Origin of the sequence: Exiguobacterium sp. s50 (assembly GCF_018618175.1) — a bacterium.
Lineage (GTDB): Bacteria > Bacillota > Bacilli > Exiguobacteriales > Exiguobacteriaceae > Exiguobacterium > Exiguobacterium chiriqhucha.
This window is the reverse complement of record NZ_JACSLP010000004.1, coordinates 293,396-306,885: the sequence shown is the minus strand read 5'-3', so window position 1 is coordinate 306,885 and position 13,490 is coordinate 293,396. Positions and strand designations below refer to the sequence as shown.

The 13,490-nt window shown below is 54.3% G+C and carries 13 protein-coding genes; 9 read left to right on the top strand and 4 right to left on the bottom strand.

What is annotated here, in order from left to right:
- Positions 1-40: 40 nt before the first annotated feature.
- Positions 41-769, top strand: coding sequence for a DUF3784 domain-containing protein (locus tag KNP68_RS08090; protein ID WP_029594859.1), 729 nt, complete (start codon positions 41-43; stop codon positions 767-769).
- Positions 766-1,032, top strand: coding sequence for a hypothetical protein (locus tag KNP68_RS08085; protein ID WP_029594860.1), 267 nt, complete (start codon positions 766-768; stop codon positions 1,030-1,032). The genes KNP68_RS08090 and KNP68_RS08085 overlap by 4 nt, the downstream gene beginning before the upstream one ends.
- Before the next feature lie 31 nt (positions 1,033-1,063).
- Here KNP68_RS08085 and KNP68_RS08080 read toward each other — a convergent pair whose 3' ends face one another.
- Both KNP68_RS08080 and KNP68_RS08075 read right to left on the bottom strand, forming a co-directional pair.
- Positions 1,064-3,772: an EAL domain-containing protein gene (locus tag KNP68_RS08080; RefSeq protein ID WP_029594861.1), complete on the bottom strand. Its 2,709-nt coding sequence runs from the start codon at positions 3,770-3,772 to the stop codon at positions 1,064-1,066.
- A 115-nt stretch (positions 3,773-3,887) separates the two neighbouring features.
- A complete protein-coding gene (locus tag KNP68_RS08075; RefSeq protein WP_029594862.1) occupies positions 3,888-5,495 on the bottom strand; it encodes a C40 family peptidase in 1,608 nt (535 codons plus the stop codon).
- 280 nt (positions 5,496-5,775) lie between these two features.
- On the opposite strand from KNP68_RS08075, the gene KNP68_RS08070 reads away from it, so the two are divergent.
- Entirely contained in the window at positions 5,776-7,629 is a 1,854-nt protein-coding gene (locus KNP68_RS08070; protein WP_214756230.1) for a sensor domain-containing phosphodiesterase, read from the top strand.
- A 61-nt stretch (positions 7,630-7,690) separates the two neighbouring features.
- Here the strand turns inward: KNP68_RS08070 and KNP68_RS08065 are convergent, their stop codons facing one another.
- Positions 7,691-7,891, bottom strand: coding sequence for a sensor histidine kinase (locus tag KNP68_RS08065; RefSeq protein ID WP_214756232.1), 201 nt, complete (start codon positions 7,889-7,891; stop codon positions 7,691-7,693).
- Between the two features lie 197 nt (positions 7,892-8,088).
- Here KNP68_RS08065 and KNP68_RS08060 point away from each other — a divergent pair, with 197 nt between their 5' ends.
- A complete protein-coding gene (locus KNP68_RS08060) occupies positions 8,089-8,844 on the top strand; it encodes a Fic family protein (RefSeq protein ID WP_214799304.1) in 756 nt (251 codons plus the stop codon).
- 29 nt (positions 8,845-8,873) lie between these two features.
- Here the strand turns inward: KNP68_RS08060 and KNP68_RS08055 are convergent, their stop codons facing one another.
- Positions 8,874-9,314 (bottom strand): helix-turn-helix domain-containing protein, encoded by a 441-nt coding sequence (locus tag KNP68_RS08055; RefSeq protein WP_214799302.1) that lies wholly within the window; start codon positions 9,312-9,314, stop codon positions 8,874-8,876.
- Between the two features lie 319 nt (positions 9,315-9,633).
- On the opposite strand from KNP68_RS08055, the gene KNP68_RS08050 reads away from it, so the two are divergent.
- From KNP68_RS08050 to KNP68_RS08030, 5 genes are all read left to right on the top strand, one after another.
- The gene (locus KNP68_RS08050; RefSeq protein WP_029594867.1) at positions 9,634-9,846 is read left to right on the top strand and encodes a hypothetical protein; all 213 of its coding nucleotides are present in this window, start codon (positions 9,634-9,636) and stop codon (positions 9,844-9,846) included.
- A 68-nt stretch (positions 9,847-9,914) separates the two neighbouring features.
- Positions 9,915-10,055, top strand: a complete 141-nt coding sequence (locus KNP68_RS08045) for a YvrJ family protein (protein WP_021066374.1) — start codon at positions 9,915-9,917, stop codon at positions 10,053-10,055.
- Positions 10,056-10,081: 26 nt separating this feature from the next.
- Positions 10,082-10,294, top strand: a complete 213-nt coding sequence (locus KNP68_RS08040; RefSeq protein WP_021066375.1) for a hypothetical protein — start codon at positions 10,082-10,084, stop codon at positions 10,292-10,294.
- Positions 10,295-10,323: 29 nt separating this feature from the next.
- Positions 10,324-10,536, top strand: a complete 213-nt coding sequence (locus KNP68_RS08035) for a DUF2922 domain-containing protein (RefSeq protein ID WP_021066376.1) — start codon at positions 10,324-10,326, stop codon at positions 10,534-10,536.
- 114 nt (positions 10,537-10,650) lie between these two features.
- Entirely contained in the window at positions 10,651-13,392 is a 2,742-nt protein-coding gene (locus KNP68_RS08030) for a hypothetical protein (protein ID WP_214799300.1), read from the top strand.
- The last annotated feature ends 98 nt before the right edge of the window (positions 13,393-13,490 follow it).

The following is a 13,490-nucleotide window of genomic DNA, read 5'->3' as shown; positions in this document are numbered from 1 at the left end:
TCGTTTTCACGTAGAGTATAGAAGAAAGGGGGACACCTCTATGTGGGGACTCGTGATTGCAGCACTCATTCTATTCTTGCTCGGATTTGCCGTCCATCGCTTGGGCTGGCATTTCCTCATCTCGGGATATAACACGATGAAGCGCGAAGACAAAGCGTGCGTCAACATCAAGGCGGTGGCGCGGTTAATCGGTTTCATGTGTTACGGCATCGCAACCATCTTTCTCGTCATCGTCGCCATTGACGTGTCGGGTCTCGACATTCCGCTCGAGCCATTGTTTCTGCTCATCGTCGCGCTCGTCGTCGTGACGCTTTGGCGCGCTCAAAAGTATGACGGGAATATTTTTGATGAGAACGGAAAGTTTCGTCCTGGAGGCAAGAAGAAACTCATCCCGCTCATCCTCGTCTTGACGCTCATCCTGGGCTTCGTCGGGGGCCTCTTGTTCTGGTTCAGTCAGCCGACCGAGGTGACGCTCACCGATTCGGCGCTCATCATCGAGGGCGGTTACGGCGAGACGGTGCCATATGACGAGATGGAAGCCGTGACGTTGACGTATGAGCCGAGCCTCGCCCGTCGCACGAACGGTGCCACCGTCGGTTCACGCCTGACCGGACACTTCCGGACGACGAACGGGGAGGACGTGCTCGTCTTCATCGACCGGGACATCGACGTGGTCGTCCGGATCGACTGGAGCGGCAAACCGATTTATCTGAACGTCGAGTCGCACGAGGCGACAGAAGCGTTATATGAGGAGGTACGACAGAAATGACGCAACCTTGGTATACACGGCACATGCCGTTCTTTTTCTTGACGTTCTTGTTCGCACCGCTGACCTTGCTACTCCTCGTCTGGCGCTGGGATCAGTTCGACGGCCATGAGCGCGGCATCAAACTGTTCTTTGCCATCGGGATGACGGCGTTCATCGTGTTCGGGCTGTTGCCGCGCGGGTCGCTGCCGGTCATCTTGCCGGTCATCGGACTGTTGATCGCACTGAAGCTCGTCTTTAATCTCATCAAACGAAAAACCGGCTGACATGTGTCAACCGGTCGGAGAGGGCGCTCGCTCAGGCGAGGTGCCCTCTTTTGTCGTTCACCCAGGCCTCGAACGTGGTCGCGTCAAGGGCAGGGGCGTAATAATAACCTTGTCCGAGTTCGACACCTTCCGCGATAATCCGCTCGAGGTCCTGTTTCGTCTCGATGCCCTCGGCGAGCGAGGTCAATTTCTGTTCACTTGCGAAGCGGGAGACGGCGCGGAGGAATGACGTGCTGTCCTTCGCTTTGCCGCTGACGTACATGCGGTCGATTTTCACTTCTTGAATCGGCAAGTGCCAAATCGCTTCGAACGAGGCGTAGCCGGTGCCGAAGTCGTCAATCGAGAGGCAATAGCCGAGATCGGAGATGTCTTCGAGACGCTCGAGCTCGTTCGTGTGCGACATGATGTCCGCCGACTCGGTCAGTTCGATTTTCAACCGGTCGGGCAGCCATGGATACGTCTTGATCAAGTCGCGCAACTTGGTGACGATGGACGGATCGACTGAATGGGCCGACAAGTTATACGACAACGAGATATCGGCGAACGGCGTGTCGCGCCAGGCGACGAGCTGCTCGACGACCAAATCGAGAATCGAGTGCGACAGCCAGAGAATCTGGTCTGAGCGTTCGGCGATGCGGATGAACTCGTTCGGTGGCACGTAGCCGATGTCCGGGTGCTGCCAACGGGCGAGTGCCTCGGCCCCGACGACACGGCCCGTCTTCAACTCGACTTGCGGCTGATAGGCGACGGTGATATGTCCTTGCTCGATCGCCTCTGGGAGCGCCTGTTCAATCAAGGCGGCCCATTGAAGCTGGGCGAGGATGCTCGAGTCGTACCAGACGAACGGGGTCCGCGTCTCTTTTGCGTGTTGTAACGCCTTCGTCGCCTCGAACAGACAATCGTTAAAGTTCGGCGTCGTATGCGTCGCCCCGATTTGAAGGTGGACGGTCTGGCGTTTCTGGTTAATCAATAGCTCGGTCGGGAACAGCTCCAACAATTCGGTCTCGTCGACGTTGCGAAGCCATTTCACATACAGCATGAGCGTGTCGTCCCGGTAACGGCCGAACAAGTGGTGCGCGTACTTCTCGAGCCGGTCCTCGACGTGACGGGCGAACTCGGTCATGAGCAGGTCGGCGTACGTCGGATCGTACCAGTCAACGAGGTGATGGAAGTCGTTCAGTTTAATCAAGAGGAACGTCCCGTCGATATCCTGTTTCTCCCACGCCCGCAGGAAGCCGTACTCGTTGTAGAGCTCGGTGGCGAGGTCGAATCGGACGAGCCGATCGACTTTGCGCTCGCGTTCGACGCGCTCGGTCTCATCTTCGAGGATGAGGTAATACGTGAGCGTCTCGCCGCGCTTGAGCGGGATGATTTTGACGTTCAAAAAGCGGACGTGCTCACCTTTCAAATGAAGGATGAACTGCGCGTTCGTGCCGTTCTCCGTCACCCCAGCGAGCGCCTCGCGCAACAGGCGGCGGCCCGTGTCGGTGAACAACTGATTGATTTCATATAGGTTCCGTTCGCCGAAGAACTGGCGGAACACATCGTTTCGTTCGATGAAGTTGTACGTGTCATCGATCAAGGCGATGGCGAGTCCTGTCTCGGAGAATAGAGACGACCAGCGCTCGTGATACCGGAGCAGGTCGTTCGATTTCGTCTCGAGCGTGTGTACCGTTGAATGGACACTGGCGGCGATTTCGCGGAGTTCGTCCTCGATGCCACGGAAGTCGTGGCTCGGTGGGAACGAATCTTCGACCGGTTCCGTGCTCGGGTCGATGGCGAGGGCGCGTGCCTTCAAATGGCTCAAGTCGTGGGCGTACATTTTGCGTGTCGAGCATAGAGCGAACAAGAGCGCGCCTGACAACAGGAGCGTGATGAACAGGACAGCGATGGCGAGTGTTCCGTAACGGTCACGCTCGGTCATGAGCGTGTCGTCAGCCGCCGAGCGTACCGCTTGTAGTGCCGCGTGCGAATCCTCATAGAAGCTCGTCCCGTTGACGTAACGGGCCTCGAGCGTGGAATTGGCGGCCGTCACCCGTCCGAGGGCGAGCGCACTCTCAATCAAGTCTTCGACCGATTTCGTCCCGAGAGACGGGTCGGTCGCGACGATGTCCTCAATCAGACGGGCCTCGTTCGCAATCGTCGAGACCTCGAACTCGAGCTGGTCTTGATCCGGTGTCTCGGCGAGCAGGTTCGTGACACCTTCGACGAACGCCATCTGCATGCGCATGATGGCATCGGTCAATTCATAAGCCGTGTTCTCTTGGGCGGTCCGTTCGAGCCCTTGATAGAGCCAGCGCCGGTTGATCGACTCGATGACGTCGAACGGCACGGCTTGGAAGCGGCTCGAGCCATCCTCGTTCAATGTGTCTTCAAGTTCTTCCGAGAAGCGAAGCAACGCCTCCCGTTCGCGCTCGTCGACCCCGGTCTCGAAGTCGTCGAGCAGTTGAAGATTGTATTGGAGCGCCCGTTCACGGTACGGGGCCGACAGCAGCGCCGTCGGTTGCTCCGAGTTCGTCTCGTAGAGTTTGGCCGCGTGATGCAAGACGAGATACGACTCGACGCCGGCCAAGTCGGAGGCGTGGTTCAAGTCGCGCACCGTCTCGTCGACGGCGACATGTTTTTCTTTCCAGTAATAGCTCAGGCCGAGCCCGAACAACAATACGCCGATGAGACAAGCGACGGCGAGAGCCATCGTGTAAATCCGGTACGGAATTTTAGCGAATCGATTGCTTCCCATCGGACACCTCCTTCTTTCTCTTCCCATTCTATAGTCCCTGTTCGAGTCTTTCGAGGGAAATCCTGCCCCACGAAAAAAAACCCGACAAAGGTCGGGTCTTTCAATGCGCCGAAGGTCACGGTCGCTTGTAACCGATGACGCGTGATTTCCAGTATGGCTCTTTACTGATCGTGTTATAGCCGAGTCCGTACGTCCCGGCGTGGATGAACGTGTCCGCATCAATCATGATGCCCATGTGTGACGGGCCGGCCGTGTACGTGTTCTCGAAGAAGACGAGATCGCCCGCTTTTGGGACGAACGTCTTGCTGAGCGGTGTTCCGAAATAAGACCCGGCCCAGTACGTGGCGACGTTCGTGCGTGGGACGCTGTAGCCTGCCTGATTGAAGGCATAATAGATGAGTCCAGAGCAGTCAAACCCACCGTTGGCCGGGTTCGAGGATGCCCAGATGTATGGGGTGCCGACGTATTTCTTGGCGACGGCGATGGCGGCGATCCCTGCCTCTGACGTTCCTGGAGCAGGACTTACTGCAGAGCCTTTCGGCACCGCTTTGACGTAAGACGCCGAGACGAAACCGGTCGTATTCCCGATATAGATTTGATGCCAACCGTTCGACGTCTGGACAATCCGGAGCGTCTGTCCGGCCGTGACGCGACCGATGATGGCCGAGCTCGTCGAGGCCGACGTGCGGACGTTGAGCGAGGGTGTATTCACGACGTAGTCGAACGAAGCATTGCCTGCACCGCCGTCTCCGGCGTTCGGTGTGACCGGCGCACTCGGTGCCGTCGTCGTCTGTTTCAAGTAACCGGTGCTGACGTAACCGCTCTTGCCGTTATACGTGACGTATACCCACGTGCCGCTCTGCTTCGTCGCTTTGACGGTCGTGCCGTTCGGGATGCTCGTGACGAGGGCGTAGCCGATGCCCGGGCCTTGACGGACGTTCAAGTTGGCGGTCGTGGTGTACGACTGGTTGATGCTCTGCTCTTGTGGAGCGGCCGGTTTTGTCGGCGTGCTCGGTGTAGTCGGTTTGACAGATGAGTTCGTCAAGTAACCGTTATGTACCCAACCCGTCTTCCCGCCGTAGCTGACTTTCGTCCAGGCGCCGCTCGTTTGAATCGGTTTGAGCGCTTGGCCTTTCGGAATCGTGACGAGTACGTCGTGCCACGTACCTGCGGCGACGCGCATATTCAAGTCTGCCGTCGTGACGGTGGCGTCGCTTGATGGTGCTGGAGCAGCAGGTTTGATTGGAGTCGGTGTGCTCGGTGTAGCTGGTTTGACAGATGAGGCCGTCAAATACCCGTTATGTACCCAACCAGTCTTCCCGCCATAGCTGACTTTCGTCCAGGCACCGCTCGTTTGAATCGGTGTGAGTGCTTGGCCTTTCGGGATCGTGACGAGTACGTCGTGCCACGTGCCTGCGGCGAGACGCATGTTCAACGCGGCCGTCGTGACAGTGCCCGTGCCTGATGTGGCAGTAGGTTTCACTGTGGTCGGGGCGCTCCCGTTCAATTTAAGCGTCTGCCCGATGGCGAGACGGTCTGAATTCAAGTTGTTGAAAGCTTTTAAATTGGCGAGTGACACGTTGTGCTGTTGGCTGATCGACCAGAGCGTGTCACCGGCACGGACGACGTGTGAGCTGGCTGCTGCGACTTCGTCGGCCTGGGCGATGATGCTTACGGCGGCGATGGCTGCGAATGAGTACATGAGGCCGGACTTAGGGGACATTGGGTCACTTCCTTCTCTAATGAGTGCTTTTGACAATTATCGACAGGTAAAGCAATACATGTTTATTGTAGGGTTTACACAAACGGCAAGCAATGGTGGAAATGGCTCAATCAGTGGATTCCGTTAAAAATGAGGTCAATATTTTCGGACACGGATGAGGCGGGAGTACTAAAGAAACAGGGGAATCGAAAATTGACTTTCTGTTGAATTTTGGAAACCTATCCATAGTTCTTTTCGTGCTATCATGAATGCAAAACGTTTGAATGAGAGTAGGGGACTTATGAACGAGGGGAACTTTTCAACACAATCATATCGCAAACATCAAGAGAAACTGTTCGAACTCGTCCGAATGCCAGAGGTGACGGAGGCTGCGGTACGGCAAGCGCTCTTATATATGTGCGAGGTCGTCTCCGATATGCTCGACGTCGACACGGTCTCGATTTGGCATTTCGACGAGACGTATGCCTCGATCAGTTGCCAAGTCGCCTATTCGAAAGAGACGGGACCGAGCGAACCGGTGTTGACGGTCATGCGTGGGGACGCACCTGTCTATTTCGACGCGTTGCGGACGAACCGGGTGCTCCCGTTCGAAGACGTCCGGACCCACGAGTGGGTGAAGGATTTATACCAGCAGCACTTTGTAGAAGGACAACGGATTTATTCGATGCTCGATGCCCCGATCTATGCGAACAATCGGGCAAAAGGGGTCATCTGTTGCGAGACGTTCGCCCCACGGCAATGGACGTTCATCGAGGAGCTGATTGTCAGCACGCTGTCCGACTTTATCGCCATCCTCTATCTCCGGCTCGACCGCCGCGAGATCGATGAACACATCACGAAGCTCGCCTATACGGATGAACAGACCGGGCTCATGAACTTGAACGGGTTCATCGAGCGGGTGGACGCGCTCCGCGAACAGGCACCGCACCAGCTCGGCTCATTGATTTATCTCCGGGCGGACGAGTTCCGTTCCGTCGAGACGGCAATCGGCATCCAGCGCGCGGACGACATCGTCATCGAACTGTCGGAACGCCTCCAACAAGTCGTCGATGCGTCGCTCTTGGCGCGCGTCTCTCAATCTGGCTTTCTACTGTGGACGCCTTACGGCGACCGCATCAAAGTGAAGGCGCTCGCCGATTTGATTTGTGAGACGGTGACGAGCGAGCCGTTCGCGGTCGGGGAGCTCGACGTCGTCTTGACGATGAGCGCCTTCATCTCGATCGAGGACAAGTCACGCTCGACGCTCGAGATGATGGACACGACCCGAATCACGGCCAATGATCGCCACGTGCAGCGCGGGGGGGTCGCCTTCTACGAGGAAGAGATGGGTGAGAAGGCGACGGCCCGTCTGACACTCGAGATGAATTTGCGAAAAGGGCTCGCCTTGAACGAGTTCACGCTCTATTACCAACCGAAGATTGAAGCGGCGACGGGCAAGTTAAAAGGATTCGAAGGGCTGATGCGCTGGATTCATCCGAAACAAGGATTGATTCCACCGCTCGACTTCATCCCGCTCGCCGAATCGACCGGCGTCATCATCGCGCTCGAAGAATGGGCGCTCGAGGCCGCGTGCCGCCAGTTGAAGACATGGCACGACGAGGGCCGGATGTATCAGCTCGCCTTGAACTTGTCGGCCCGTCATTTCCTATCGGACGGGGTCGTCGAAAAGCTGGCCCATATCGTCAAGGAGATGGGCGTCTGCCCGAACTACTTGACGTTCGAGATCACCGAGAGCGTCGGGATGGAGAATCAGCAACACGTCATCGAGCGGTTCGTCGCGTTCCGGGAACAAGGCTTCTCGATCTCAATCGACGACTTCGGGACCGGCTTCTCGGCGTTCGTCTATTTGAAGCACTATCCGATTCATGAGATTAAAATCGATCGGCAGTTCATCCAAGTGACGGACAACGATCCGACCGGGAACGTCATCGTCCAGTCGATTATCGAGCTCGCCCGCGGGCTCGGCTTGAAGACGGTGTGCGAGGGCATCGAGACGACGGACCAGCGCGACACACTCCGCTCGCTCGGCTGTGATGAGATGCAAGGATACTTGTTCTCGCGTCCGCTCCCGATTGATGAGCTCGAGACGTGGATTGAGGATTATGACACGACGAAAAAGGATTCGCTCCGTTGAGCGAATCCTTTTGAATGGACCGCAGACATGTTACGTGTCTGCGTTTTTTTTGCCGCTCGCGTCAGGCCGGCAACTCGATGCGAATCGTCGTTCCAGACCCGCGCGCACTCGTCACCGTGACAGTGCCGCCGTGCGCTTTGATGATGCCCCGGGAAATCGCCATACCGAGGCCGCTGCCGAGTGCGTCGGTCGTGTTCGTGCCCCGGTAGTAGCGCTCGAAGATGTACGGCAGTTCGTTCGCGTCGATGCCGATGCCGTTCATTGAGTCGGACGTGCACGATTCGGCCCCGGCGGCAATTCCTCTCCCACTTATCGTCGGGCTGTGCCCGGGACACGATTGAAGTAGGGGGTATCCTTGCCGATTAAAGATGAAATGAGGCGTTCACTCGAAATCGACTTGCTCAGGTAAACAAGCGTATAATTAAATCACGAACACTTGAGAGAAAGGAAGCGGGTTATATGTTTGAGCAACTGACGATGAAAAAAGAACAACTGGATCAAAATCGACCGCTGCCGACGTATACGCTTCAAAGTTTGAGAGCAAAACTCTTTTTAGAATGGACATACAACTCGAATGCCATTGAAGGAAATACGTTGACAATCAACGAGACAAAAGTGGTGCTGGAAGGTATAACGGTTGGCGGGAAGACGATGAGCGAGCATCTTGAAGTGATTAACCACCAGGACGCCATTTCTTATGTAGAAGAGATTGTCCAACGCGAAGAACCGCTGACGGAGTGGCAAATAAAAAATTTGCACCGTCTCGTCTTGAAAGGACTTGATGATGCGTATGCAGGCGTCTATCGGGACCAGCAAGTGTTTATTGCTGGATCCGTTCATATGCCGCCGCCTCCATACCTCATTCAAGAACAGATGGGGCAACTGATGAATTGGTATGAAACAGAGACGAATACGATGCACCCGGTTGAACGGGGCGCTTTGTTGCATGCTAAGTTCGTGGGGATTCACCCGTTCATTGATGGAAATGGTCGTACATCTCGGTTGTTGCTCAATTTAGAGTTGATGAAGTCCGGTTATCCGCCGATTGTCATCAAAGTCGAAAATCGCCTGAGTTATTACAATGCGTTAGATCGAGCGCATACGACAGGAATGTATGACGACTTTGTCGCCCTTGTCGTGACAGAGGTCGAAACATCGCTCGATTTGTACTTGAGCGCGATCGCCCCTCATCCATCCAAAAACAGCCCTTCCTGACGATTCAGGAAGGGCTGCCTCATGTCCGCTCATTCATGCGGGAGTTCGGTTTTCAATTCCAGTTGGAGTATGTACGCCAATTCTTTATGGGCTAGCTCGGAGAAGTTCGTCTTTTTGACGTGTGTCCGGGGCCGTAGTCCGCATTCCAATGCGATGTCGACGATTGTCCGAATCTGATTTTCCGTATAGAAGCGCTTGCGTCCCATCGTGAACGGGGTCGGTGGCAAGACGCCGTCGGTTTCCCATTTGATCAGCTGTTGCTGGCTACGGGGAATCCCGGCGACATGAAACGCACGGCTCAGTTCTTTGAGTGGATAGACGATCAATGGGCGTTCGTTGTACAGGAACGGCTTCGCGTTTTCCGGGCGATAAGCATCCCAGTCAGTCGCATAAAACGTCAGGTCGGTGTGGTCGAAGTCGAGTTGAGCGGAAGGAATAGAAGTGTTGAGTGCGAAGTCTAAGCTGTTCATCTAGAGTATCTCCTTCTTCAAGTCAAACTGGTCATTTGAAAATGCCCTCCTACGTATAGTAACCCATTTCTAAGCAATTAACTGCCAGTTTTTTCAAAGTGGGGAAATGAATTCGTGGGACTTTAGGCGTGTTTTCGAAATTCGATTGACGTCTATTAAGATACCCTAATTGGTATGAGAATTCAAGGAATAAAGCCGATTTCGACCGATGAATGCGTCTTCATTCAGAATAGGTCTATAGTCGTTACGAAAAGGTTACAAGGCAATATGAGCAAACATTCACCAACTTCGGTTAATAGGGGCGAAGGAGGTGAGACATATGGCAGTGTATCGAGAATACGCAAGCGTCTTTTATCTCGACACGAAGCGGCTCGTTGACGGCAAGGAAAAGCGTCAGCTCGTCCGGTTCGGTCCACTCGGTGCGCGGATGGAGACCGAGGAGATCAAGCAGTTCGGTGATCTGTTGATTCCGCTTCTCGCGGTCGAATCCGCCGCATACGTCGTGTCGCGTGAATTCCACGTGACGTTCTAATTGGAGGAACCCCTGATGCGTGTACCGAAGCGTCCCGCCGGAGGCTGTTCCGATGAGCGGGTGGGCCCATGAGCTGGCCCGAACTCATCTCGAACCTCGGCTTCCCGATCGTCGTCTCGCTCTATCTGCTCCACCGGATCGAGACGCGCCTTGAGCGCATGATTCAACTGCTCGAACGTCTCGACTCGACCTATCCGTCTGAATTGTAATCCATCCCCGAAAGGAGCCATCCCCCATGGCCGTATTGACTGAAAAGAAAGCCACGCTCGTCTTGACGACGCACCACGATTTGAACAGCTTGAAACCGACGAAGAAAACGCAGCGCTTCGGTCCGATCCGGGCGGCGCTCACGGCTGACAATGCCGAGGCGTTCGGTCACCTCATGCTCGACTTGACCGAGCAAGAAGATTTCACCGTGTCGGTCGTTCGCGAATACGACGTCGTCTAATCACACCCACATCCAAGGAGGACTAACCCATGACTGAGACTAAAGTAGAAATCGCATTTTTGGACATGTTCAATAAAGTATCGCGCTTCCGTTTGAATAACGTGAAACAGCCGGTCGACGCGTTGAAAGTGCAAGCGCTCGCCGACTTCATGGTCGCCAACGACCCGCTCGGCAAGAGCGTCGTCAAATGGACAGAAATCAAGATGATCGAAGGTACACAGACCGTGTTGAACGTCCAATAATCTAAAGGCATCGTCTCTCAAAAAAAGAGACGGTGCTTTTTTCCTGTTTTGCTTCTAAAAATCACAAATTGAAGGTATATTTTTAATATATTGAATAAAAGGCAGGTATTGTAAATGAAGAAATGGCACTATGCAATTTTATTCGTCGCGCTGTTGTTCGTGATGTTCCCGATGGATCAAGCGAACGCGACTCCGAAGTTCGAGCTGGGCACGCTGCTCGAGCAAGAAGTGAAGACAATTGAAGGGTCTCCCTTCTATTTGGACTATCAAGACGGAGCCACGCGGCTTCATGATGTAGAACGACAGACCGTCGTACCCATCGATTACAACGGCAATCTGACGGCGGATCGGTCGCATGATGAAGAGGGGTCATATGGAGATTTCTATACGTTCAAGCCGAGCTTAGACGGTGAATCATTCATGGCGACGCATCATCGGACGGGGGATATGATTCACGTTAACCGTGATGGGTCGACGCGTACATTCAGCCCGCCGTTCGACACAGAGTCGATTCGACTTATTACGTACGATGCGAGTCGCGACATCATGTTGTGGGAGAACAAAGGCTCGAAGCAACTCGTGACGACTGATTCGGATGGCGTCACGAAGTGGGAGCGTACTCTCTCCGATCGTGAACAAGTGATATTGGCGACAAACGCGAACGAACTCGTCGTTGCGGACACGTACTCGGACGTCCTGCTCCATCTGAATCCAGATACAGGCGAGATAATCGAGACAATCAAGATGCCGAATACGGTGACAGCGGTATTTGCTGAACCTACGACAGATCACCTTCTGTTAGAAGGGGTTAGTGACTTACACGTGTATGATTGGAAGCAACGTACCATCACGACGCTTGATTTGAAAAATCAGTCGTTCTATGAAATCGAGTCGTTTACCTATCACAACGGCACGTACTACGCGATGACGGAGTTCGATTATTTGCTCACCATCGATTTAGCCACGAAGACATTGAACAAACTGCGACTGGATTCATTCAATTCACGGCTTGACTACAAACTGTTGCACGGAGGCTACTTGCTTCGAAACGACCAGCGCTTACTGGCGGCAGAGCGTGCCCACCTCATTCCAGGTCAGCTGTACACCTCGCCGAAAGCTACAAAACCGTCTGGAGCCGGCAATACCTGGTTAGGCGAGTCCTATCAACTGATGGCGACCGTCGTGACAATCGATCGCGTCTACCATGAAATCCCTGTCGCCGACTTGGGGTCAGACGCGGAAGTGGTCGATGCGACACGCTCATTCGAGGATGGATACATCGTTCCATCGTTCGATGAATCGTTCAGTTATGCGCTTCGATTCGGAAACCTCACGAGCAACAGAGTCACCTTGAATCCGGTGACGAAAGTGCCGCTTCAAATCGAAACATCATTTGATAACGGGCCGGTAGGGGATATCGTCGGTACGACAGCCCCAAACATGACGGTGTATGTGACTTGTGAAAACAACAAATACGCGAACTGTGACGGTTCGGTCACGGCCGATGAGACAGGACGTTTTACGTTCTCACGCGGTATTCTCTGGGGAAATCAAACCATCACGGTTTGGGTAGCAGACAACGCGACGTATAACCAAGCCACAACAGCATCGGTCAAACAGACGTTCCAAATGAATGAACCGACCGATACGAACATTGCCGAAGTGTTGAGCGAGACGGCGATGGAAGGTGTGACGATTCGGACAAAACCAAATGCCCGAGTCGAGGTGCGTCAATTGTTCTCACCGACAAACTATGAAGTTCGTGAAGTCCAAGCAGACGCATCGGGAGTCGCGAAGTTAACGGAGTACAATCGAGACAAGCCGATGTACTACCGTGTCATTTATCGCATTCTCGACACGAACAGTCAGTATGCGAATCTTTACGTATCAACAGATTATCCGGTGCCTGACGTCACGTGGACAAAACCACCGAAGACAGGTGATACGACTGTGACTGTTCATTATAACGGGACACTCTCTCCACTGCTCGCGGTGGCGCGAAATGGCCGAGATGAATCAGCAAAACGTCTCGTTCCTGGAACGAACGTCATCGCGTTGAAAGGACCACTCTGGGAGGGACAGACGATTCGACTCATCGCGAGTTTCCGTCCTGAGCTCAGTAAAACGTTCGAACAAAAAGTGACGAGTGACGCACCGAAGACACTCAGCATCAAAGATGTGCTCGTCACATCGTCTACTTCAGCGTTTACAGTGTTGAAAGATACACCGGCATACTTGAATTTCATCGTGAATGGGAAGCCAATCTCATACACTGAGGTTGGAAAAGACCGCTACCGGATCTCGGTGAAACCAGGCACGTCGGTCGTCGTCGAGTCGTCAATCGGGTCCAAGAAGAAGCGGACGACGTACAAAGTCCCGACGGCTTCGTTGACGTCGTTCGCGCCGTCTGACGAAGTGACTACGTGGAAAGGGAAGACACTCCCGAACGCCACAGTCATCGTGAAGGCGGGGACGAAAGTGATTGGACGGACGAAGGCGAACTCGACCGGTAGCTATCAAGTGAAGTTTGCCCGTCAGCGCGCCGGCACGAAGCTCGTGTTCGAGGCGAAAGTCGGTGTGGCCCGTGACGCGAAGAGTGCGACCGTCAAAGCAGGTGTGCGCCCGACGGTGAGCACCGGCACGATTCGCTCGACGACGAAGTCGATTGCTGTTCGCACGAACGTCTCGTACGGCACGGTGACGATTTATAACGGGAAGACGCTCGTCGCGAAGAAGACGAGCACATCGACTTCGACGAACGTGTCCATCAAACCGCAAAAACGCGGCTCGAAGTTGACGATTAAAGTCGTGACGCCGGCCAACCGAAGCGGTCAGACTGTAAAGTCCGTATTATAATGTAGAGAAAAGGTGACTGATTTTTCAGTCATCTTTTTTTATTTTGGTCAATCCCCTTTAGATTCCTCGACGTCAAGACGATATAGGAAGAAACGTTG